General features: G+C 58.8%; 20 protein-coding genes. 12 read left to right on the plus strand and 8 right to left on the minus strand.

Going from position 1 to position 23,262, the window contains the following annotated elements; translation table 11 throughout:
* Window positions 1-106 precede the first annotated feature (106 nt).
* Window positions 107-1,255 carry a citrate/2-methylcitrate synthase gene (locus ACNA0J_RS25050; RefSeq protein ID WP_415821620.1) on the minus strand — a complete coding sequence of 383 codons (1,149 nt, stop codon included), beginning with the start codon at window positions 1,253-1,255 and terminating at the stop codon, window positions 107-109.
* A gap of 132 nt (window positions 1,256-1,387) precedes the next feature.
* Between ACNA0J_RS25050 and ACNA0J_RS25055 the strand changes: the two genes are divergently transcribed.
* The 4 genes from ACNA0J_RS25055 to ACNA0J_RS25070 all read left to right on the plus strand — a co-directional run bounded on the left by ACNA0J_RS25055 (window position 1,388) and on the right by ACNA0J_RS25070 (window position 4,919).
* Window positions 1,388-2,341 carry a 2-hydroxyacid dehydrogenase gene (locus ACNA0J_RS25055; RefSeq protein ID WP_415821621.1) on the plus strand — a complete coding sequence of 318 codons (954 nt, stop codon included), beginning with the start codon at window positions 1,388-1,390 and terminating at the stop codon, window positions 2,339-2,341.
* 19 nt (window positions 2,342-2,360) lie between these two features.
* A complete protein-coding gene (locus ACNA0J_RS25060) occupies window positions 2,361-3,056 on the plus strand; it encodes a fumarylacetoacetate hydrolase family protein (protein ID WP_415821622.1) in 696 nt (231 codons plus the stop codon).
* Window positions 3,057-3,102: 46 nt separating this feature from the next.
* A complete protein-coding gene (locus ACNA0J_RS25065; protein WP_415821623.1) occupies window positions 3,103-3,867 on the plus strand; it encodes an SDR family oxidoreductase in 765 nt (254 codons plus the stop codon).
* 74 nt (window positions 3,868-3,941) lie between these two features.
* Window positions 3,942-4,919, plus strand: coding sequence for a Bug family tripartite tricarboxylate transporter substrate binding protein (locus tag ACNA0J_RS25070; protein ID WP_415821624.1), 978 nt, complete (start codon window positions 3,942-3,944; stop codon window positions 4,917-4,919).
* Between the two features lie 96 nt (window positions 4,920-5,015).
* Here the strand turns inward: ACNA0J_RS25070 and ACNA0J_RS25075 are convergent, their stop codons facing one another.
* On the minus strand, window positions 5,016-6,023 hold the full coding sequence (locus ACNA0J_RS25075; protein ID WP_415821625.1) for a zinc-binding alcohol dehydrogenase family protein: 1,008 nt from the start codon (window positions 6,021-6,023) through the stop codon (window positions 5,016-5,018).
* A gap of 136 nt (window positions 6,024-6,159) precedes the next feature.
* Between ACNA0J_RS25075 and ACNA0J_RS25080 the strand changes: the two genes are divergently transcribed.
* The 4 genes from ACNA0J_RS25080 to ACNA0J_RS25095 all read left to right on the plus strand — a co-directional run bounded on the left by ACNA0J_RS25080 (window position 6,160) and on the right by ACNA0J_RS25095 (window position 10,809).
* Entirely contained in the window at window positions 6,160-7,080 is a 921-nt protein-coding gene (locus ACNA0J_RS25080; RefSeq protein ID WP_415821626.1) for a LysR family transcriptional regulator, read from the plus strand.
* A gap of 110 nt (window positions 7,081-7,190) precedes the next feature.
* Window positions 7,191-8,210, plus strand: a complete 1,020-nt coding sequence (locus tag ACNA0J_RS25085; RefSeq protein ID WP_415821627.1) for an ABC transporter substrate-binding protein — start codon at window positions 7,191-7,193, stop codon at window positions 8,208-8,210.
* Window positions 8,211-8,347: 137 nt separating this feature from the next.
* Window positions 8,348-9,742 (plus strand): HdeD family acid-resistance protein, encoded by a 1,395-nt coding sequence (locus ACNA0J_RS25090; RefSeq protein ID WP_415821628.1) that lies wholly within the window; start codon window positions 8,348-8,350, stop codon window positions 9,740-9,742.
* An 80-nt stretch (window positions 9,743-9,822) separates the two neighbouring features.
* Window positions 9,823-10,809: an Lnb N-terminal periplasmic domain-containing protein gene (locus ACNA0J_RS25095; protein WP_415821629.1), complete on the plus strand. Its 987-nt coding sequence runs from the start codon at window positions 9,823-9,825 to the stop codon at window positions 10,807-10,809.
* A 17-nt stretch (window positions 10,810-10,826) separates the two neighbouring features.
* Here ACNA0J_RS25095 and ACNA0J_RS25100 read toward each other — a convergent pair whose 3' ends face one another.
* Window positions 10,827-11,954: a metallophosphoesterase gene (locus ACNA0J_RS25100; protein ID WP_415821630.1), complete on the minus strand. Its 1,128-nt coding sequence runs from the start codon at window positions 11,952-11,954 to the stop codon at window positions 10,827-10,829.
* Between the two features lie 106 nt (window positions 11,955-12,060).
* Between ACNA0J_RS25100 and ACNA0J_RS25105 the strand changes: the two genes are divergently transcribed.
* Together ACNA0J_RS25105 and ACNA0J_RS25110 are read left to right on the plus strand one after the other, a co-directional pair.
* A complete protein-coding gene (locus ACNA0J_RS25105) occupies window positions 12,061-12,264 on the plus strand; it encodes a hypothetical protein (RefSeq protein ID WP_415821631.1) in 204 nt (67 codons plus the stop codon).
* 74 nt (window positions 12,265-12,338) lie between these two features.
* Window positions 12,339-13,352 (plus strand): LysR family transcriptional regulator, encoded by a 1,014-nt coding sequence (locus ACNA0J_RS25110; RefSeq protein ID WP_415821632.1) that lies wholly within the window; start codon window positions 12,339-12,341, stop codon window positions 13,350-13,352.
* Here the strand turns inward: ACNA0J_RS25110 and ACNA0J_RS25115 are convergent.
* The 4 genes from ACNA0J_RS25115 to ACNA0J_RS25130 are packed head-to-tail and all read right to left on the minus strand — an operon-like array spanning window position 13,314 to window position 20,075.
* Complete coding sequence (locus ACNA0J_RS25115) at window positions 13,314-13,622, minus strand: DUF2149 domain-containing protein (RefSeq protein ID WP_415821633.1); 309 nt, start codon at window positions 13,620-13,622, stop codon at window positions 13,314-13,316. The two genes, ACNA0J_RS25110 and ACNA0J_RS25115, sit on opposite strands and share 39 nt — an antisense overlap.
* Entirely contained in the window at window positions 13,622-14,134 is a 513-nt protein-coding gene (locus ACNA0J_RS25120; RefSeq protein ID WP_415821634.1) for a MotA/TolQ/ExbB proton channel family protein, read from the minus strand. The genes ACNA0J_RS25115 and ACNA0J_RS25120 overlap by 1 nt, the downstream gene beginning before the upstream one ends.
* 20 nt (window positions 14,135-14,154) lie before the next feature.
* Complete coding sequence (gene cobN, locus ACNA0J_RS25125; protein WP_415821635.1) at window positions 14,155-18,090, minus strand: cobaltochelatase subunit CobN; 3,936 nt, start codon at window positions 18,088-18,090, stop codon at window positions 14,155-14,157.
* Window positions 18,090-20,075, minus strand: coding sequence for a TonB-dependent receptor domain-containing protein (locus tag ACNA0J_RS25130; RefSeq protein ID WP_415821636.1), 1,986 nt, complete (start codon window positions 20,073-20,075; stop codon window positions 18,090-18,092). Before ACNA0J_RS25130 ends, cobN begins: the two co-directional genes overlap by 1 nt.
* Window positions 20,076-20,281: 206 nt before the next feature.
* Here ACNA0J_RS25130 and ACNA0J_RS25135 point away from each other — a divergent pair, with 206 nt between their 5' ends.
* Together ACNA0J_RS25135 and ACNA0J_RS25140 are read left to right on the plus strand one after the other, a co-directional pair.
* Window positions 20,282-21,079, plus strand: coding sequence for an alpha/beta fold hydrolase (locus ACNA0J_RS25135; RefSeq protein ID WP_415821637.1), 798 nt, complete (start codon window positions 20,282-20,284; stop codon window positions 21,077-21,079).
* A gap of 153 nt (window positions 21,080-21,232) precedes the next feature.
* Window positions 21,233-22,231, plus strand: a complete 999-nt coding sequence (locus ACNA0J_RS25140) for a Bug family tripartite tricarboxylate transporter substrate binding protein (protein WP_415821638.1) — start codon at window positions 21,233-21,235, stop codon at window positions 22,229-22,231.
* Between the two features lie 45 nt (window positions 22,232-22,276).
* Here the strand turns inward: ACNA0J_RS25140 and ACNA0J_RS25145 are convergent, their stop codons facing one another.
* Window positions 22,277-23,227, minus strand: a complete 951-nt coding sequence (locus ACNA0J_RS25145) for a LysR substrate-binding domain-containing protein (protein ID WP_415821639.1) — start codon at window positions 23,225-23,227, stop codon at window positions 22,277-22,279.
* Between the last annotated feature and the right edge of the window lie 35 nt (window positions 23,228-23,262).

A 23,262-nucleotide genomic window follows, 5' to 3' on the forward strand; every position in this document is an offset into this window, starting at 1 on the left:
GCGCCAATACGGTCACTGCCCCGNTTCNACGTCCAATAGCACTCATACCCCGTCACAAAACAACATCATTCCCCCCCGAACTACTTAGCCGCCCAAACGACGCAACCTACACCACATCAGGCACCGGCCCCACATATCGCCCACGCGGGCGTATCACTTGTGCCACGCTCAATTGTTCCATGCAGTGCGCCAACAGCCCCACACTGCGCGACGTGGCATACAAGCCAAAAGCCGCATCCGCAGGCAGACGATGGTGCGACACCAGCACCGCCAAGGCTGCATCGATATTGGGATGCAGGCCCGTGAGCGCAGTCACCTTTTCAATGAATCGCGAGATCTGCTCCGGCGGTTCAAATGCAGCCAGCAGCGCCGTTGCGCGTGGATCGCCATCAGGATAGAGATGATGACCGAATCCCGCCAAAGGCAACCCCGTGGATAGATAATGAGCGATGACACTGTCCTCGCCGACCCGTTCTACTTCGTTGAACAAGGCCTGCACACGCCCCGACGCATCGCCATGCAACGGGCCTGACAGCGTCATTAACCCGGCCAGCAGACACGCAGGTAGCGAGGCACCCGCCGAGGCGGCAATGCGCGTGGCAAATGCTGAACTCGTCAATTCGTGATCGGCGATCAACACCATCGCCTTCCGCAGCAGATCAGCGACATGAGCAGGCTGATCCCACGCCTGCGCAAAACGCAGATGGATCGGATCTCGGCCGGACTGCGCACCAAACGCATTGGCCAAGAGCCCAACCAACTGTTGCCCTTCGTTTTGCAGGATATGAATCAGGCGCCCGTGAGTCGAATGCCCTGTCGCGGCCAAGTTGGCCAGCAGACCAAAGGCCGCCGCCCGTCCGGGCTTGCCAGTGGGAGGGCGGAGCGCAGACGAAAAATCGACAGGCTGCGCCGCATCCCATAGCAACTTGGCGGTTTCTTCCAGAGTCGCCGAGCGCGCCAACTCGATCGCATCCTTGCCCCGGTAATACAAGCGCTGACGCAAAAACGTCGATATCGCCGTCGGAATACTGGGCTCTGCCCCAAACAAGGTATTCGTCGCCAATGTCTCGTGTTTGCGCCCCGCCTGCTTGCGTTTGACCAAGGCAGCAACGTCCTCAGCACGATACAGGCTGCGGCGCGTATCAACCGGGTCGGTCATGACCTCAATCTTGCCTCGGCTGACGTAGGCATAGATGGTCTGTGGGCGCACGCCGAGCAGATTGCACGCCTCGTCCATCGAAATCCAGGAACCCATGATCCACTTTGAAACGAATATATATGTTGATTTTATATATCAATATTGCCTTATTAATCAATCATTAAATACGATGCATACATCCTTCGCTTAATCCCGCGTGAACCAGGCCCCTTTTTGAAGAGACTCCACATGAAGCCGCAGGTCCTGCAACTGAATCCGATCCTGATCCCTGAAATCAACGAGCAACTCGATTCGCTATACGAGATGCACAGATATTTCGAAATCGCGGACCAGAAGGTATGGTTGCAACAACACGGATCGGCGATCCAGGCAGTGATCACTGGGGGACACACCGGGATTTCCCGCGAGATGCTCGAGCAGTTGCCTGACGTCAAGGTCGTGGCGATCAACGGCGTGGGCACAGATGCAGTTGATCTGGCTTACTGTCGCGGCCGAGGCCTGGCAGTTACCGCCACGCTGGGCGCACTGACCGAAGATGTCGCCGACCTCGCAATCGGCTTGCTGATTGCGGCATGCCGCAATCTGTGCGCGGTAGATCGATTCGTTCGCGATGGACAATGGGAACAACATCCCCAACCTAGTGCTATCCCGCTCGCCCGCCGATTCAGCGGCATGCACGTCGGCATCGTGGGCATGGGCCGAGTGGGACGCGCGGTCGCTACGCGCGTGGCGGCCTTTGGCTGCCCTATTTTTTATACCGACCTGCGCCCCATGGACGACGTCGCCCATCAATTTGTGCCAGACCTCGTCGACCTCGCACGCGAGGTAGATGCGCTCGTGCTCTGCGCGGCAGCCGATAAAGCAGAAGGCATTGTCAACGCGCCGGTTCTCGAAGCCCTCGGCCCGCAAGGCTTTCTCGTTAACGTGGCCCGTGGACGCCTCGTCAACGAAACCGACCTGACCGCAGCGCTGGCCGCCGGCCGCATAGCAGGCGTCGGCCTGGATGTGTTTGTGGATGAGCCGCGCGTTCCCCTGACATTGCGTCAATCTGATCGTGCGACATTGCAGGCGCATCGCGCCAGCGCGACCTGGGAAACACGGCGCGCCATGGCCGACATGGTGCTCGCCAGTGTGGCTCAGGCACTCGCTGGCGAACGCCCCGCGATGAGTTTGACGACTTGAGCGTGAACCGGAGCCGGTGATGATGGAACTCGTTTTTCCAGCGATGATGCCGACGACCGTATCGGTATCAGGCAATGATGCTCGCTTTCCCGTGTCCCGCGTGTTCTGTATCGGCCGCAACTATCGCTGGACGGCAGATGAACCGGCCCCCACCGAGATGCCAGCCTGGTTCATGAAACCTGCAACCGCCGTCATGCCCGCGCATGGGGTCCTGCCTTACCCGCCCGAGACGACAGCGTTCTGCCACGAAATCGAATTGGTCGCCGCCATCGGCAAAGGCGGCCGGAACATCGACCCGGCAGACGCGGAATCACAGCATGTCTGGGGCTATGCCGTCGGCCTGGACATGACACGGCGGGACCTGCAGCAGCAGGCCAAACGCGTCGGCGGCCCGTGGGAGCCCTCCAAGGCCTTTGATCATTCGGCCCCCTGCACGCCCATCGTTCCGGCATCCGTCTGTGGTCACCCTCGACAGGGCGCGCTGTGGCTGGCCGTCAACGGCGTAGAGCGTCAGCGCGCAGATATATCCGGCCTGTCATGGTCCGTCCCGGCACTTATCGCCATGTTGTCCCGATCTGTCGAACTCATGCCGGGCGACCTGATTTATACCGGCACCCCCGTGGGCGTGAGCACGCTGCAACCCGGCGACCGGATTACCGCGGGCATTACGGGCATCGGCGAGCTCGCCATGACCGTTGGCCCCGCCGAATCGTGATTTCTTTTATTTCGCTCAATAACCCTTGAACTCAGGAGCAGTCCCCTTGAACACCAGCACTACCCCAAAAATCGCTCTGGTCACTGGCGCAGGCAGCGGTATTGGCCGCGTCACGGCGTTGGGCTTGCTTGAGGACGGTTGGACAGTCGTCGTAACAGGCCGTCGGCCTGAACCGCTGCACAAACTCGTCGACGAAGCCGCCTCCAAGGGACAAACGGCGCTGGCCGTTCCCGCCGACGTCACGGACCCCGACAGTGTCCAGGCACTGTTCGACACCATCGAAAAAACCTACGGCCGTCTGGACATGGTGTTCAACAACGCCGGCGTCAATGCCCCCGCGGTGCCGATGGACGAGCTGCCTTTAGAAAAATGGTTCAGTTGCATCAACACCAACGTCACGGGCGTGTTTCTCTGCGCCCGCGCCGCTTTTGGGCTGATGCGCCGCCAATCCCCGCAAGGCGGACGCATCATCAACAACGGCTCGATCTCGGCACACACACCGCGTCCGTTCACCGCCCCCTACACCGCCAGCAAACACGCCGTGACCGGCCTGACCAAAGCCCTGGCGCTGGATGGCCGTGCCTACAACATCGTCGCGAGCCAGATCGATATCGGCAACGCGCTGACCGAATTATCCGAACGCATGACGCGCGGCGTGCTGCAAGCCAATGGCACCACCGCACCGGAACCAATGATGGACGCCACCCATGTAGCCAATGCGGTCCGTCACGTAGCCGCCCTGCCGTTGGACGCCAATATCCTGACCCTGACCGTCATGGCCAGCAATATGCCTTACGTCGGCCGCGGCTGAGGCACATCCCGCGCGTAGGCCGTTGCATGCCTCACGTGCTTTATGAGAGTTGAGTAACAACCCGAGGAGACACCATGCAGTTCACCAATATGTTCAAAGCGCTGGCAATCTCAGCCAGCTTGGCCATCGCACCCAGCCTCGTTTCCGCGCAGGCTGCATATCCCAACCATCCCATCAAGATCATCGTTCCCGCGCCTCCCGGCGGCGGCATCGATCTGATCGCTCGCGTCGTCGGTGAAAAGCTCACTGCATCGCTGGGACAAGCCGTCGTCGTCGACAACCGTCCCGGTGCCTCGAACAACCTGGGCACGGAATTGCTGGCAAACTCCAAGCCTGATGGCTACACCATCGGCATCGTGGGCGGCAGCCACAATATCAACAAGTTCCTGTTCAAAGACCTGGGCTGGGATCCGCAAAAGAGCTTCGAGCCCATTGTTTACTCTCACGTCATTCCACTGGTCTTCGCGATCTACCCCAAGCTGCCCGCCAAGACCTTGCCTGAGCTCGTGGCATGGATGAAAGCCAATCCCGACGAAGCCAAAGTCGCGACCTCCGGCCGTGGCAGCGCACAGGAAATGGCGGCGGAAATGTTCAAAATGGCCAGCGGTGCGCCCATGCTGCTCGTACCCTACAAGGGTTCGTCGGCCGCGCATCCCGATTTGCTGGCCGGCCGCACCGCGCTGTACATCGACACGCTCAGCGCCATTCAGGAACAAGTGAAATCCGGCAAAGTCCGCGCCGTAGGCATCTCGACGCTACAACGCAGCAAAGCCTTGCCGGACGTACCGACGGCGGATGAGCAAGGTTTCAAGGGCTATAACGCCAACACCAACGGAGGCTTTCTTGCTCCAGCCGGCACGCCCAAAGAGATCATCAACAAGCTCAACACCGCCATCAATGACGCGCTCAAAATGCCTGACGTACGCGCCAAACTCGCAGCCGCAGGTATCGAGGTCCAAGGCGGCACGCCGCAAGACTACGCCAACCTGATCCAGTCGGACCTGGATAAATGGGGCAAAGTCATCAAGGCAGCCGGGATTCAAGCCGATTGAACCGGGCACAATGAGCGCCAGCCGCGAGACATTGCTGCAGGCGCTCATCGCGCAGCCTCTGGACGAAGCCTCATCGACGCCCGTTGCGTCGGGCGTTCAGAAGCCCTCCAGCACGATCTTTCCGCGAGAGCGGCCGCTCTCGATCAACGTATGTGCCCGGCGCAGATTCTCTGCGTTGATCTGACCCAGATGCCCCCCGAGCGTAGTACGCAATGTGCCTTCATCGATCAGTCTCGCCACGTTGGTCAGGATCTCGTGTTGACGCACCATGTCCGGCGTTTCGAACAGGGCGCGCGTGAACATCAGCTCCCAGTGAAACGAGATGGCCTTGCGTTTGAGCGGCATGACATCCAGCGTCTCTGGGTCGTCGATCACGCCCAGCTTGCCCTGCGGCGCCAAGGCTTCGATCAATTGCGGATAATGGCTGCCCGTGTGCGTCAGACTCGCCACGTAACGCACTTGAGGCACACCGATGGCTCGCAACCCCTCTAACAGCGGCTGCGTATGATCAATCACATCATGCGCACCCAGATCACGGATCCATTGGGTTGTCTCTGGCCTCGAAGCGGTGCCGATGACCCGCAATCGGGTCAACTTCGCGGCGAGCTGCGTCAATATCGAGCCAACGCCGCCTGCTGCGCCCACGATCAATAACGCATCGCCGTCACCGCCGCCTTCCTCGACACCCAGCCGGTCGAACAATAGCTCCCAGGCCGTCAACGAGGTCAGTGGCAGTGCTGCCGCAGCGTCGTCCGCGAGAGTGCGAGGTTTTTCGGCAGCGATACGCTCGTCAACCAAGCCATATTCGGCGTACGAGCCAGGCCGTGCGATAGAGCCCGCGTAATAGACTTCGTCACCCGGCTGAAACAAAGACACCTCGCTCCCGATGGCTTCGACCACGCCCACGGCATCCCAGCCCAGAATACGCGGCTGATCGGTCGGCGCGCCGGCACGCACTTTGGTATCGACCGGGTTGACCGCAATCGCCCGGATCTTGACCAGCAAATCACGAGGGCCCGGTGTGGGCTGAGGCAGATCCGTTTCGAACAGGGATTTCGGATCGCTGGCCGGCAAACCGTGCTGGGTATACACAATAGCTTTCATGATGATTGTTCCGGATCAGAAGTCAAATCAAGCCGGCGGCGGGGAAACCACCGTCAGCGCATGAAGGGATATTCCACCATTTTCATTTCCCGAAAAAGTAGGAAAATCCAACAGGACTTTTAATATTTTCAAGAAAATGATCAAAATCGATGATCTCGAGCTATTTGTGAGATCGGCCGCACTGGGCAGCTTTTCCAGTGCCGCGCGCGAATCGTCTCTGACGCCTAACCAAGTCAGCACCGCGATCCAGCGCCTGGAAGACGAACTGGAAATACGCCTGTTCGCCCGCTCGACGCGCAGCCTGAAACTCACAGACGAAGGCGCCAAGTACCTGCCCTACGCGGAAGAGGCCCTGTCGATGTTACGCGAAGGGCATGAACGGCTGCACGGGGAACGCCAGACATTACAAGGCACGCTACGCCTGGCGCTGCCCTCGGACCTGGGACGAAATGTGCTGCTGCCCTGGATCACCGAGTTTCGGCAAGCCCATCCCAAACTGGTTCTCAAGCTATTCCTGTCCGATCATGTAGCAGACATTTTTCGCGACCCCATCGACATTGCCATCCGCTATGGACAACCCGACAACGCCAGTTATGTCGCCTTGCCCCTGGCCAGCAACAATCGACGCGTGCTGGTCGCCTCCCCCTCGTATATCGCTCGTCATGGCCGTCCAACGACACTGGACGATGTGATGCAACACAAATGCCTGACCTACTTTTTGAACAGCAAGGCCTATGACAGATGGATATTCCCCGCGGCTGGCGTGCGGCGGCAGATCACCGTCAAGGGAGACTTGCTTTGCGACGATGGGGATATCGCACGGCGCTGGGCCGTTGAAGGACATGGTATTGCCTACAAATCATGGCTTGATGTCTGCAACGACGTCACAGCTGGCCGGCTCAAGATCCTGGTTCCCGATCAACCTGGCGAGGCCGCGCCGCTCAGCCTGATTTGCCCGCATCGCAGGCAATTTTCCCCTGCAGTACGGGACCTGCATGCGATGCTCGCAGCGCGACTCGAAACGATGACGAAGCTGCTGCAAAAATATGTGAAATAGCACATGTATTTGCTGTCTCCTGTTGTCCGCATTGCGCGTGAAATGCGAGCGAAAAATCGGCATCTGCTACCATCGCCCCCTTTGCCACGGAAGACAGGGAACATCGATTAATGACTCAATATCTACGCATCAAACCCATTTTGGCCGCTGTCGGCGTCGCGATCGGGACAGTAATGAGCGTCAGTGCTCATGCACAGTCTCCCACCTGCGAACTCGACAGACCGATGAAATTCGGCGGAATGAATTGGGAATCGAATCAGATATTGGTCAACGTCGAACGCTACATTGTCGAACACGGCTATGGCTGCCAGACCCAAGTCGAACAGGGCGACACCTTGCCCATGTTTGCCGCGCTACAACGCGGTGATGTCGATATCAATAGCGAAATCTGGATCACCCAGATGCAAGAGCCCTGGGACGAAGCCATCGCCGCAGGCAAAATCAAAGCCGTCGGCACTGTCTTTACCGGGACCGATGGCTGGTACGTGCCTCGCTACACGGCCGAAAAATTCCCGCAGCTGCGCAACGCCACCGACCTCAAGGGCCTGCATGAGGCCTTCATCGACAATGAGGATCCCGGTAAAGGGCGCATCTACGGCTGCGCGGCGGGCTGGACCTGCGGCACCATCAATGCCAATCTGCTGAAGGCCTTCAACCTGCAAGACGAATACCTGGTGTACTCACCCGGCAACGCTGCCGCGCAGCGCGCCGCGATCACCTCGGCCTATAAACGCAAGAAAGACATTGTGTTCTATTACTGGACACCCACCTCGCTCGTCGGCTCGCTGGATCTCGTCAAGCTGAAAATGCCGCCTGTGGATGAGAAAGCCTTGGCATGCATCACCGACCCGAAATGCGAAAGCCCTCAACCCACGGGCCTGGCCGAGTATCCCGTCGTGACAGCGGTCAACAGCCAATTTGCGCAGCGCGCACCGCAATTGACCGCCTTTCTCGCCAAGGTCAACGTACCCGAAGAAAAGCTGACGGCCACATTGGGACACATGGAGAACGAGGGCCTGGAACTCGAAGAAGCCTCTCTCTATTTCTTGCAGACCTACCCGGATATCTGGACAAAATGGGTGCCGGCTGACGTCGCGCAACGCGTACAAGGCAAGCTATCGAGCTCATAAGGCGTAGAGAGCGCTGGCATACGGGCGAGGGATGAATGTTTCCGCACTGCGACACGCTCGCCCGTCTTCGCCTATGACACCTGCCCATTAGCATGTAAGATTTCCCCAAATATTTTCACACTGGGGCGCTGAAGACCATGGGTAAGCTGGTTCTATTGCTGTTGGGTTTGGACTATTTGCACAAACGCGCAAGAGCCCTTGTCATCACCGGTTATCTATTGGTATTGGTGGGGGTGGTCGTCCTGATCGATGCCACGGATGGTGTCGCCTACTTCCCGCTAGAGCTCTTTGCCCTATTGTTCATCATCGACGGCGTCTCCACTCTGCTCATTGCGCAATCCGGCGTGGGCGGCCAACGTGTGTTGCGCTACGCCAAGGGCATTTTCGTATTATTAGCCGGCATCTTGGTATTGGCTGGCCATCATCACGGCCATTTTGTCCTGTCGATGATTTTCGGCCTGCTGTTCCTGGCGGACGGGCTGATGCAGAGCATCTCTGCCTATGTCGTGCGATATCGCCGATGGCGTTATGTGCTCGCCTCGGGCATTGCCGAAATCCTGCTTGCGATTTTCTTTTTCCAGCCCTATCCCACGCATTATGTAGGCACTGTTCCGTACTGCATCGCGCTGTTCCTGATCTTTGCCGGTTTGAAACTCGTGGCCTTGGCTCGCCGTGTCCGCAGCCTGAAATCCAATCCGGCTCTGGCGACAAACGCCCACCCCGATTTCATGCCGACCAAGGTCGCCAATCCCAGGCCCACTACCTATGACGGCCCGCCGGCAGACTCGGACCATGCCCTGACGGTGCACATTTGGACTCCCTCCGGATCCGCGAAGTCGGAAACCCGGAACTATCTTTTGGTAAATCGCTATATCGCCGCCGTTGACGTCAACGGCGTGGTATCCACCGGCCATGCGGCGCTGGAATCTCCCGAAGGCGTATACGTCAGTCTCTATCCCGCTCAGGAAATCGATCACTCTCCCGAGCAATTCGGCAATCTGCTGCGCGCAACAGACGCCAACAACGTTCCTGGCACGTTCCAGCCGGACTATGCCACCGAATCCAAGGCCTGGTGCCCATCCACCGTTCAAGTCCGCATACGTAACTACGATCCCGCCAAGCTGCAGGCGTTCTGGGACGAGTACCGGCAAAACACCACCTATAACCTGACATACCGTAATTGCTCGACTTCCGTTGCGAGAGCGCTGGAGGCTGCAGTAGACGGGGCCGTGGGGTACTTGCATGGTCCCAACGCCGGATGGCCCGTCCTGCTGCGCCTGCTGATCACCCCGGAACTCTGGGTAGCAGCCCAGATCCGCAAGCGCGCGGTGACGATGGCCTGGACGCCAGGCCTGATACTGGACTACGCGCGAGCCGTGAGCATGCTGGCCGACCCGCGCCCGTTTGGATGGTGGAAAGTCTCGCAGTCAGCAATTCGAAAGATCGCTGCCATGCGAGCCGGCTGGCGCGCCCAGGATCGCGAAGCCACCTCGCACCATACAGAAACACCAGCCTCTCGCGAGACGCCGTGAGCATCCATGGCCACCTCGGCGCCCGCTGACCGCTCGGCGCCTCACACAAAAATCCTGCCGTGAAACGGAAAACAAAAACCATGCTCTTACACACAGTGATTGTGCTCGCGGTGTTGGCCGTAGCATTCTGGGGAGCGCTTGCGCTGTGGTTTCAGGCACCCGTGCGCATTATTTTCGTTGCTGTATGGACCGTGCTGGCGATCGCTGCGATCGTGGGCGTAATACGGGGAACCTATCTCCCCCTCGCCCTGTTCGCAGCCGCATGGATTGTGATGCAGGCATGGTGGTGGCTGGGCGTGCGCCCATCGAATACGCGGGAATGGATGCCAGAGGTCGCCGAGCAAACTCACGGATCCGTCAACGGCAATCTGGCCACGCTGCACAACGTACGCAATTTCGAATGGCGCTCCAGGACCGACTACGACCCGCGTTGGGAAACACGCACCTATGACCTGAGCAAGCTGCAATCCGTCGATATGGCGTTGTCATACTGGGGCCGCCCGGCCATTGCCCACACCATGGTGTCGTTTGGCTTCTCTGATGGGCAATATGTGATCTTCTCTGTCGAGATCCGCCGCAAGCAGGGCGATAAATTCTCAGAAATCGGAGGATTTTTCCGTCAATATGAATTGGCGGTACTCGCCTCTACCGAAGAAGACAGCCTGCGCGTGCGCACCAACGTACGCGGCGAGGAAGGCTACCTATATCGAATACAAATGCCCCCGGATGCCGCCCGGGCGCTGTTCCTGTCGTACCTGGACACGGCCAACCAACTGCAAGACCACCCTCGTTTCTACAATACCGTCACGGCCAACTGCACCACCATCATCTATCAGCTGGCCAAACAGATCGTACCTGGCCTGCCCCTGGATCGCCGGCTATTGCTATCCGGTTATCTCCCCGAATACATGTACGAACTGGACGCGCTGTCCGGGGCCGATAGTGTCGAGGCCTATCGACGCGCCGGTCACTACACTCAGCGCGCGCTGGCCAACCAGGACATCGCGAATTTCTCGCAGGAAATTCGAAAAGGCGTCCCGGGAATTGCCGAGCCAGCACCGCACTGACACCACGCCAGTATCCGCTACGACCGCCGCCGCAACGTAATTTCCGTGATTTCCGAGGGGCGCCCGATACGCTGCGGAAAGCCGGGCCACAGGCCAGCGCCATTGCTCACATACAACGACATGCCATCGACATCGTAAAGACCTGACACGAATCCGGCATTAAAACGCGCCACGAGCAAATCGAAACCACGAATATGGCCGCCGTGGGTGTGGCCTGACAGTTGCAGGTCCACACCTTGTGCGCGATTATTTCTGGCATTGCCGGGGCGATGATCCATCAGAATGACAGGCGCGCCTTGCGGTCTGCCCACCAAAGCCTTGACCACATCGGGGCCGATCTGGCCATGACGCGGACCGACCAGATCAGGCACGCCCGCGATGACCAGCTCGCCGGCCCCCGCACGGATCAATGTGTGCTCATTTTCCAGGACCGTAATTCCCAACTCACGAAAGGTCCCGATCCACTGCGAAAAGGCGGCGTAGTATTCGTGATTCCCCGCGACGGCGTACACACCGTCTCTGGCGGACAAGCGCCCCAAGGGCGGAACATCATTGCGACGCGTCTGCGGCGTGCCATCCACCAGATCCCCGGAAATCAAGATAAGATCGGGATTCAATGCATTCGCCTCATCCACCACAGCATCCACCCAGGGACGATGCAGAAGACGGCTGATGTGCAAATCGGTCAGATGGACAATACGATAGCCATCAAACTCCGACGCCAATCCTGCGACGGATAGTTCAAATTTGCGCACATCCGGCACGCGGACGGCCTGCGATGTCCCCCACGCACCTAGCGCCAGAGCCGATACCGCCATGAAATGGGGCAGTCTGCGTCCAGCCAGCAAACGCTTTCCGACAGGCCTGGAAACCAGATACAGCACCCCGCCAAGCACATCCTTGATCAGCAGGAAACATGCCAGCAGGATCAACGCACCATAACCGACACCCAACCCGATGATGAGCCAACGCGGACTTTCCGGCGACGCCATGGTTCCGGCGAACTGGCTGACCAACCATTGATGTTCAGCCACGATCAAGACCGCCATTGTCAACACGGCCTTTGCCATGAGGCCTAGCCTCAGTTGCCATACATAACGCCACGCCACGTAAAAACCGATCAGACCCGCTGCCAATAGGAACACTTGCGTCTATCCCGTAGAAAAGTGAGCAATCCAAGAGCCGAACTGCCCGAGGCAGGCGAGTCTACAAGACAATCTCAGTCGCTCGACTGACCGGCGACTGACAGTTTTGTCAGAAAAGCCCAAAGTCCCCATCGCGGGAGCACAGCGTGGTGCCGACCTGGTATGGCCCCCCGCCGGGAATCAACTCGATATCGATTTTCTTGACATCTCTGTCAGCTTTCTGACCATGAATCGTCAGTTTGATGTCACCGCTCTGACAGCGGCGCCGCTCTACAGTGACACCCATCGGCAACTGGGCTGTGGCCCTTGATCGTTGCTTACATCAATGCTGCCGCGCAATTTCATTGCGTATATCCGTCATCGACCTCAAAAAGGGCTAATGTCATGGAACGAACCGGATCAGGTCTCGACTTTAACTTCAACGACATTGCGGTCTTCGTACAAGTTGCGAAACAACGCAGCATCTCCCGCACCGCGGAGCAGACAGGCATGCCCGCATCGACCGTATCACGCCGTCTGAGCATGCTGGAGGAACGCCTGGGCGTACAGCTCCTGTCGCGCACCACAAGGCGTATCCTGCTGACGGAGGCGGGAAAACTCTATTACGAACACTGCCATCAGCTCATTGAGCAGGCGCAGGACGCACAAGACCTATTGCTGGACCATGGCGCGCAGCCACGCGGCACTCTCAAGGTATTGTTGCCGGACATGCTGGACGCCATTGAACTGCCCGCGTTCATTCCACAGTTTGCGCGCGCCTGGCCTGAATTGCAGTTTCGCTATGACTATCACCACGGCCTCCAATGGGAACAGCATCGCGATTTCGACGTCGCCTTGCGCTGGGGGACACAGATCAATAGCGATCTCGTCGCACGCAGCGTCGCTCAGATCGACTTTGGCCTTTATGCGTCTGAACACTATCTCAAAAAACGAGGGATGCCCAAACATCCCAGTGAATTGACGCTGCATGACTGCGTTTATGCGGACCTATGTAAAGAGCTCGTCAGTTGGGCCTTTCGCAGCGCTGGACAGCCGCTCGTCATCGAGCCCCAAAGCCGTCTCGGTCTCAGCGACATGAACCTGGCACATCGCCTCGCATGCGAAGGCGCAGGTATTGTGGCCTTGCCACTCTCGACAAAGATCGACGAATCATTGATACCAGTTCTGCCCACGTGGCGGCTTGCTCCGATCACGCTATATGCCATGTATTCGAGCCGCACGCCGCCCGCCCGTGTCCGGGTTTTCATCGATGCGCTGATCGAGCACGCCAATGCGCGGCATACAGGCGTCCCGAAATCGAGATTTTCCATGAAACATGTGCCAAGCCCGTCTCAACCGGATCACCATCTCGTCAGCAAGTCAGCGCTCCGGCACATAGATCATGCGCCCATCATCTAGACGGTACGTAACGCCCGCCCGCGCTCCCTGCCCTTGTCCGACTTCGCCGCTTGACTCATATCGAGTCAACTCCTGACCTTCTTTGATTGTGATACGCATATCCGACTGACCAGGATTTTCGACCACGACGACCTTGTCTTGTGAAAACGGGCTCAATGGGTTCTCGGCAATCACCACCATCAGCACGCCAATGATCACCAGGAACAAGTCAATCAGATTGACGACTGACAACATGGGATCATTGGCTTCGTCATCATCCAGGAAGCGCATCACAACCCTCCCTTGTCTTGGCGCTGGCGCTCGAGGTCGCGTAGATCCTGCAATAACCAACGCCGGCGTATCGTCAGGATAAAGAAGCAGATACTCGCTGCCAACAACGCCAGGATGACAGCGGAGAACGCAGCGACCATATTGCGGCCCACGGTTGCGCCGTCGTTATTGCCCAGCGCCAGCAATGCCGGCCCCATGGGAATCATGGTGGCAATCAGTCCCAGCATCGGCGCAGAGCGTGACACAATCCGCAGCCATTCCAGTTGCCTCATGATCCACAGCTCAATGTCGTCGCTGGTCATCCCACCGCCCTTCCCGTGTGTTGCCCTAGCGGCAAACACAAACAACGCACGAGGATAAGAGGACCGCCGCCGCTGCCAGGCCTCGACGGCAAACGCTCCCAACATGAACAAGGCATAACCCAAAGCCACAGCGATCAACAGCATCACCGGGGCCAAAAAAACACGCGACACGGCATATAGCAGCGTTTCGATTTCTGCAAAAAAAGACATAAACCCTCTGAGACGATGTGTTATCGCATAGCGCGGCTGAGATGCCGGCTACGCAATCCCTGACGCAATGCACCGCTACCGAGCAAAATCAGCATCAGCATCAATACCCACCGGGACGAAACGTCCTCGGAAACCGCAGCGGGCTCGACGGGCTCCAGGACTTGCCCCTGAACAGGCTGCGGCGACTCTGCAGCTGGCGAGTCGGGCTGGCTCGGTGTTGTCTCGGGAACAGCATTCGATGCAGCGCGTGCGTCCAGACCGAACCCCTGGGCCATATCCGCAATGTACTGTCGTGTCACCGCGGCGCCGGTATCGACCTCAAACTGCTGCGCCAACTCCTGCCAACGTTCTGCCAACGCCCGGCGCGTCTGCTCCGAAGCGTCCCAGTACCCTTTTCGAATCGCTTCTGCCATACGCTCCAGCACCTGGGCCTGTGCCGTCGGATTGTGTTGTTCGAACCATTCCCGGGTTCCCAGCGCTCGCGTATCGCTGACGTAGGTATCGAACAGCGCCTGCCACTGATCGTCACGCACCGTACTGGCATCCGCTGCCTGCCAGCCAAAGAGGTTGTTCGTCACGTTCAGTACCTGCAACGTGCCGGAATATCCCTCTTTCTGCATGGCCTCTATCCATAGCGGGTTCAAGTAACGCTCGCGCAACTCGGCAGACAAAAAGCGGGCGAGCCCCGTCGTCCGGATCTGACCATCGCGCAGGTCGGAGATCATCAATTGAGGCGCCTGCCCGTCGAGATGACGGATCGCAGCCGATAGTCCCCCCAGAAACTCGAACGGGTGATCCGTGGACAGCACGCCATGCACGGTCGACGAACGTGACATGATGACTGCCTGTGTGCCTCGCAACTGTGCGGCAAACACATTGGCTTGTGCCGGACTCTCGCCCCAACCCTTGGCGCCATAGGCATATTGGCTGCTGAGCAAGAACTGTTTCCCCAGCGCCGCGTCATCGTCCCATTGAGTCGAGTCCAGCGCCAGATGCGGCACACCCGTTCCGTACTCGCCGGGCGCATTGCTGAAAATGCGATAACGGGCTGCCACGGCTGCTGCATCAGCAGACAGGCCCGCCTCGTTCAGCGCGGCGGCAGTACGCTGATTGTTGAGTGCAATCGGATTACCGGGCTCGTTCAACGCGGCCAGCCTTGTCATTGCGTCATCCAGCAGGCGCATGAAACTGTCGAACTGATCGCGATACACCCCTGTGACCTGCACCACCACGTCAACCCTGGGACGGCCCAACTCGGCTGCGGGGATGATGTCCAATGAAACAACCCTTCCACCACTATCCCAAACCGGCCGCAAGCCCAGTGCATGCAAAACCTGCGCCTCGGTCACACCCAGATGCCGAGTCGCCTCGGACGCCCATAGACTGAACGCGAGCTTTTGCGGCCAGGCCCCCGCATGTTCATGTTGAAAAGCCTGGACCAGTTGTTCAAAGGCAGTGGCCGCTGCTTCATAGGCGGCCTGTGTTGGTATCTTGTCGGCCTCGAAAGCGTACAAATTTCGACCACTGCGTACGTCGGGATTACGTATGGGATCACCCCCCGCACCCGGAACAACAAAGCGGCCTGCCAGACCGGCCAATAACATGTCGTTCTCTTGCGTGTCTTGCAGATGCGCATCCAGCTCGCGAGCGCGCTGCTCGAATGCCACCAACGAGGATGGCACCCCATCTCCAGCGGGGCTCAGCATCTGTGCCACAGCGCGATAAGCGGGACTATTCTGCAAGCCTTGTGGTGCACCTGCAAATTGTTCGTTCTGGTCGATATCCAGGGCGTCGTACAACGGCCGGCCCAATTGCTGCATCACCGTGCTGACACGATGCTCGGCCTGTGGTGCCTGGCCGAACGTGTGCAACCCCAAGGGCACGGCACGGCGGGCCAGTTCATGCAGATGATCATGCAACTGCTGCAGAAAGCCACCGAAGTCCTGTTCGGCCTGTTGCGCAGTCCATCCCAGATCGTCGTTCAGATGGTCCGCAACCGCTGCACTGCGAATCTGGTGGCTGACTTGCTCACGCACCGCCCCGTCGTCGAGTTGCTGGTACTCGTGAATCCATTGATGCAAATCACGCAATTGATCGTACAAGCCCGCAGGTGCAAAAGGCGGCGTCTGATGACTGACAATGACAGCACGTCCGCGGCGTTTAGCCTGAATAGCCTCGCTCACGTTGTCCTGGATGTATGGATAAAACACAGGCAGACTGCCCACACTGAGCCACGGATAATCAGTCGCTGCCAATCCTCGATCCTTGCCGGGCAACCATTCCTGTGTGCCATGCGTGCCCAGATGAATCAGTGCATGTGCGGCATACTGCTGCTGCAAATACAGATAGGCTGCCATATAGAGATGGTCAGGGGCACTGCTCAGGTCATGATAGTGATCCCCTGCGCCAAAGGCCCGCGGCATTTGCGGCATCACCACCAAATGCCCGAGCTCCCACCGCGGAATCACAAAATAGCGCTTGCCCTTTATTTCCCTCACCGCCTGATGCTGTGCGGGAACGCCTGCTCGCCGCAACTCGTCTTGGCGCGCAACCGGCAACGCCGACAGCCACTGTTCATAATCCTCCAATGGGTAGAGCGCTGCCAGATTGTCATCCAGCAGCGACTCTAGCGGCACCGTGCCATATAACGCGCCCAGCATGCGCTGCGCCGTTTCAATGACTTCGGTTTCAACAACCGGTTTTCCCAGGGCATACCCTCGTGCAGCCAACGCCGCCTGGATAGACACAATGCTTCTGGGAATATTCAAATGCGAAGCGCCCAGATTCTTTTCACCAACGGGATAGTTCCAGAACATCAACGCCAGTTTTTTCTGTGGTTCTGGTGTGCGGCGCAACGCGACAAGGCTATGCAACTTGCCCATCAAGGCATCGACTTGTGCAGGCAGCAGATCACTGACCCCTGCGGTGCTCGCGGACAATACGAGCGGGTCGCTGATTCCCCAGCCCTCGGGACCAGCCAAAAACACCGCCGTCGTGCGCGAACCGATACCGCTAGCCGCATCTGGCCACGCGCTCGCCTCCCCTTCGCGAAATCGCAGCGTCTGTAGAACAGGCACATCGAGAGCCAGAAAATCCCGGCTGCGCGCCGCGCCATTTTGCAGATGAGTCAGATTGACCAGGGCATCGATGTTGCCCTTTTTCAATGCCCCGGCCAACCCGGCCGGGTTCTGACTATCGAACCAAAAGACCATCGGCAGCATGCCCTCGGCCTCGCTGCGCCGTATCAACTGGTCCACCTCGCGGGTAAGCAGATCGGCGACTACCCCTTGATGAATGAGGAAGGCAATGCGCCCCCTGGAAGACAAGTCGCCAACAGGCTTGGACATCGCGGCCTGCCTGACGGAGGTGTACCAGTGCAGGTATGCATCGATATTGTCGAACACGTGCGGCGCATCCGGGTGATAAAACCCAGTAGCAGGTAGGCGCACGGGGGGATCCAACAGCGGCAACGACGGCTCGGCGCTCTCGCTCAGCGCCTTGGCCAACGCAAAGAAATGACCGAAATTCTCTGCTCCGCCAGCCGCATAAAGCGCTGCCATCGCCTTGCCGTACTGCGGCGGAAGTTGCTCCCAGACAGGCTTGCCTGCGCCGATGATCAGACGAGGGCGAACGGCGCTTGGCGGCAGTGCTTGCAAGTGCCGCTGTACGGCATCTCGGTCATTGGGCCTGGGAACATCCCATATCAGCAATGTTGCCTGTTCAATGGCACGCTTAAGCACGTCGAGGGGAGTCTGCTCGACATTCAGATGCTGCAACGTCAAGGATTGCTGTGTAGCGAGCGGCTGCAAACGCTGAAACTTCTCTGCGGAAACAAACCCCGTATGCAGCACCTGTATTACGGTCTTGTCTTGCGCGACGGACAGCGTCGGCAACATTGCCGCACACACCACCAAAGTCAGCCAACGCCACCAGGCGCGATGATATAAGCAGGCCATCAGAATCTCGCCGTCAGACCGGCAAAGTAGCGCCGTCCCTCATCGGCACGGCCGTAGATGTCGGCATCGTCATTGGCGAGCCGCTCATCGGTCAGGTTTTCAATACCTGCATGCAGGCTCAGATGGCTATTGACGTCATAATCCACGTACCAATGCAACAAGGTATAGCCCGGGCGATCGCTTTCCGTCGCAGAGCGATATTGCGAACCGATATATTCCGTCCGCACCCGTGTATCCAGCCTGTCCGTCACCGCCCAGGTCAACGTCGCGTTGGCGCGATGCCTGGAACGATCTGCCAAACGTTCGCCGGTCGTGCGATCCTGGGCATCGAGGTACGTATAGTTGGCATCCAGGCGTACGTTGCGCAGCACGTCGACCCCGGCAGTCAACTCCAGCCCCTGCAGTCTCGCTTTAGAAACGTTCTCGTACTCGAGACACACTCGTCCTGGTACGTAGCAAGTCGGCTGCCGTACCGTCTCGATCAAGTTTCGCACGTCGTTATGAAACAGCGTCACGCCGGCAGACCAGCGCGGCTGCTCATATGACAGCCCAAGCTCATACGAACGGTTGGTTTCCGGTTGCAGCTGCGGGTTGCCGCGAACGACTCCTCGTCCGCCCATGGCCGCCCGGGACTCGTAGTCCGGTGACAATTGCTTGAGCGTAGGCGCCTTGAACCCTTGGCCAAAACCTGCTTTTACCGTCCATGCCGAGGTCGGGCGAAACATCAAGTAGGCCCGAGGGCTGGACTCCCAACCAAAGTCCTCGTGGTGGTCAAAACGGCTGCTCAGCACCAATTCCCATTGTTCACTGAAGAGGATTTCGTCTTGGGCAAAAAACGCGTAATGATCCAAGGACGCCACGCCGCGCTGATTGACAGATGGGTCCTCCAATCGTTCGCGCCGCGTTTCGGCGCCGATGGTCAGCTTGTGCATCTGGCCTAGCGCAAAACCCACGCGCCCATCCAACACCGTATCGGTGAAACGATTGGGACCTGTCGCATCGCCACCGTCGCTGCGCCATGCGTGGCGATCGAGCGTCGAACGATACAACCGGATCTGGCTATCGCCCCAGCTCCAGTCGCCCGTATGAGAGATCGCATATCGACGACGATTGACTTTATTCTCCGACTCGTAGATCGAGTTGTCGGTATTGCTGCGATAGGCCTCCAGGTCTTCGTGCCCCGCATCAACCGACACATCAATGCGTTGCCGGGAATCGGGCGTCCAGCTCAGGCCCACATGCCCGGACGTCGCGCGCCGTTCGTCCAATGCCGTCAACGCCGTATTGCCGGCATCGTGCAGCGGTGCTCGGCGATTGAATTCACCCCACAGATTCAACCCCAGCGTTCCCGGCACGATGGGACCGCCCAGATAGAAGCCGCTCTTGTACTGATTGCCATCCAGACCATGGTCATTCAAGACCGCGTAACTGCTGAACGAGCCCTGCCATTCGTCGGTAGCTTTGCGGGTAATGACATTGACCACGCCCCCCAACGCCTCGGAACCGTACAACGAGGACATGGGGCCTCGCACCACCTCCACCCGTTCGATCGCCTCGGTCGGCACCCAGCCGAGCTCGAAATCGGAATGAGAGATGGCTGAAGCCGAGGCGTTGATACGCTGTCCATCGACCAGCATCAGTGTGTGTTCTGCGCTCATGCCACGAATCGAGATGCCCCGGCGCCCCAGGCCGGCGTCTTCCAATCCCACTCCGACAGTATCTTGCACGGCGTCAGCCAGATCCAGGACGGGCTGTCTGCGCAACGCCTGGCCGTCGATCACGGTCACGCTCGCTGGCGCCTCTGCCTCACTGCGTTCCCACGCGGTTGCCGTCACCACGACTGGTGACAGCGTAGACGGATGCGCCGCCTGACCTGGTTGACGCCGCTCGGCATCCTCGTCTTCCGCCCATGCCGCCCCGCTCACGGTGGCCAGGACGATCAAACAACTGGCTGCGACGTCGCGGCCTGCATTCAATTTGCACATCGGTATTGGATTTCATTGCGCCGCGTCTGCCAGCCCAGCGTTTGGGCTTTGATGAATACCGATCACGGCCGATTCGAAAAAACGATATGTTATATCATAACAAAATTGGATGCGAAATCGGCCTCTGGAACCGAGCCCGCGCTGTATGAAAAGCGGCAGCACCCAGAACTGATATGCTGCACAGATCTGTTCTGTGAAAAGCGCCCATGCAGACCGTCAGCACCCACGATACGTTTATCCCTACCCCTGGCGGCCGTCTGTTCGCCCGCAACTGGATACCCGGCATATCTGGCGACGGTCACACGCCGATTGTCTTGCAGCATGACTCACTGGGATGTGTGGAGCTGTGGCGGGACTTCCCCGAACAACTGGCCATCGCCACCGGCCGTCCGGTCATTGCCTATGACCGCCTGGGCTTTGGTCGCTCGGATCCGCATCCGGGTACGGTAGGTGTTGACTTGGTCGACGAGGAAGCACACGGAGATTTTCGTACGGTGCTCGACGCCTTGGGCGTTGACCGATTCATTACCTTTGGCCACAGCATAGGCGGCGGGATGAGCATTGCCTGTGCTGCCTTGTATCCCGACGCTTGTGCTGCCTTGATTACGGAATCCGCGCAGGTCTATGCCGAAGCCCATACCTTGGAAGGCATCCGGCAAGCCAAGATCGCGTTTGCAGAGCCAGGGCAATTGGAACGGTTAAAGAAATACCATGGCGACAAAGCAGCCTGGGTGCTGGGCGCCTGGACAGAAACATGGCTATCGCCTGCCTTTGCCGACTGGAGTCTGGACAACCATCTGAGCAAAGTGCGCTGCCCCGTATTGAGCCTGCACGGCGACAATGACGAATACGGCTCACTGGAACATATGCACCGTATTCACGCGCTGACGGGATCCACGACCGCGATTATGCAAGGGTGCGGGCACCTGCCCCACCGGGACAAACCGCAAGCCGTGATAGCGATCATTCGCGACTGGCTGCAAACGGCGAACATTCCCGGATAGCTCGCCGGTCATTTCCCCGCGCTCGCCAAGCCAAAGGAAAAACCTATACGCGCATAGGAAAGCGGTATTTGAATTGACATCATCCCGTCTCTAGCATCTGCGTAAACCTGCTTTATACAAAAACGCATAAATGCATTGACTCAAGGGAAACCGATGTTCAAGTTCCGCTCAGCCCGCCGGGCCCGTCTCCTCTGCTCCTTCTTGGCCGCGGCTGCGCCCTTTCTCGGGTCGGCTGCACAGGCCGCCCAACAGGCGTATCCCGATCATCCCGTCAGATTGGTCGTGCCCCAATCAGCGGGCTCAGGTGGCGATGTCGTGGCACGTCTGCTTGGAGAAAAACTGGGAGCCCAGCTCGGCGCGTCCATCGTGGTCGAAAACAAGCCCGGCGCCAACGGCATCGTCGCCATGTCTTACGTCGCGAAATCCCCTGCTGACGGCTACACGCTGCTGCTGACGGGCGTATCGCAGATGAGCTTCAATCCCGCGCTGTATAAGTCGCTGCCCTACGACCCGTACAAGGACTTCACCTATATCTCGCCGGTCGTCGATACCCCATTTGTCCTGGTAGCAGGGAAAAACAGCCCGTACAAGACGCTTTCACAACTGCTGTCCGCAGCCAAGGCTGCCCCCGACACCGTGACATTTGCCAGTGCCGGTGCGGGCAACTCGACGCACTTGTCCACGGAGATGATTGCTGCAGGTGCGGGTATCAAACTCAAACATATTCCCTATAAGGGATCGGGTCCGGCATTGAACGCCGTAATTGGCGGTCAAGTGGACCTCATGACCAGCGTAGTCGGCTCGGCCTTGCCGCAAATTCAGGGCGGCAATGTCATTCCTCTAGCCGTGCTGGCCGGGCAACGCGCCAGCGACTTGCCTGACGTTCCCACCCTCAAAGAAGCCGGGATTGAAGTCCCCCCCATGCCCGGCTGGTTCGCGATCGTCGGCCCGGTAGGACTGGATCAAGCCGTGGTCGACAAATTGAATGCCGCCATTCAAGCCGCTATTGCCGATCCCGTGATCAACAAGAAGCTGAAGGATCTGTACTTTATTCCGCTGTCCGGCACGGCCGACGACATCCGAAAACAGGCTCAGGCCGATGCCAAGGTGTGGGGGGACTTCATCTCTCGTACCGGCATTCAAGTTGAGTGAACCACTTCTGCATTGCAGAGTTGGCGCTCGGTGGCACTCTGCGGATTACGTCCGGGCTGCGCGATGACCGGCATCCGCCAGCCAGGCCACACCCGCCCAACGTTTGGTCTGCACCAGATTGCGTGCGACCTCGATGAGCATCCGATGAATATGCGTGCAAACACCGCTTTTCTCAGCTGACAAGGACATGCATACCGAAACCCTGCGATTAAAGCCCTGATCAGCGATCGGAGTGAACGCCACCTGACCGGCGTCGGCCTCGGGTCCGACCGCGGCCGATGCCGGTAACACTGTCCATCCCCGGCCTGCACGAGCCAGCGCGAGCAGCACGGATACTGCACTGGTTTCAGCTACCAGATTCGCAGAGAGCGCCTGTTCGGCAAAGGCACGAGCTGCCAGCACACGTATCGAGTTGGGAAAACTCGGCAACACCAGCGGCAATTCCGCCATTTGCTGCAGCGTAATCGCCTCGACACCCAAATCCGGGCCGACGAGATAGAGGCTCTCCATCAACAACGGCGTTGTCGTCATCCGGGTGGGCTGCGGTTGCACGTCCATTGCCACGGCAATATCCATCCGGTGCAGAGACACTGCCACAGCCAAATCGGCGCTGCTGCCCTCGATGATTTCAAGCAACACTTCCGGATAATGCTCTGCTACCGCCTCGATCAGCGGCAACGCCAGTACACGCGATGTGCTGGTGGGCAACCCGATAGTGACATGCCCGGCGGGCGTATCCCTGCCGTGTTTGAGCGCGGACTTGGCCTCTTCGACCTGCCGCAGCACCATTTTGGCGTGCCGGTACAGCAGTTTGCCCGCATCCGTAGCGCGCACGCCTGCCGGCCCTCGCAACAACAACTGTGTTTCGAGCTCATTCTCCAAATTGGCCACATGCTGGCTCAACGACGGCTGCGCGATATGCAAGGTTTCAGCCGCTGCGGTGATGCTCTCCAGTTCAACAATGCGCGTGAAATATCTGAGTTGTCGCAGATCCATCGGAATTTCCTATTTCAGGATCCCATCATACTCAA

Origin of the sequence: Bordetella tumbae, from assembly GCF_965139195.1 — a bacterium.
Taxonomy (GTDB): Bacteria; Pseudomonadota; Gammaproteobacteria; order Burkholderiales; family Burkholderiaceae_B; genus Bordetella_A; species Bordetella_A tumbae.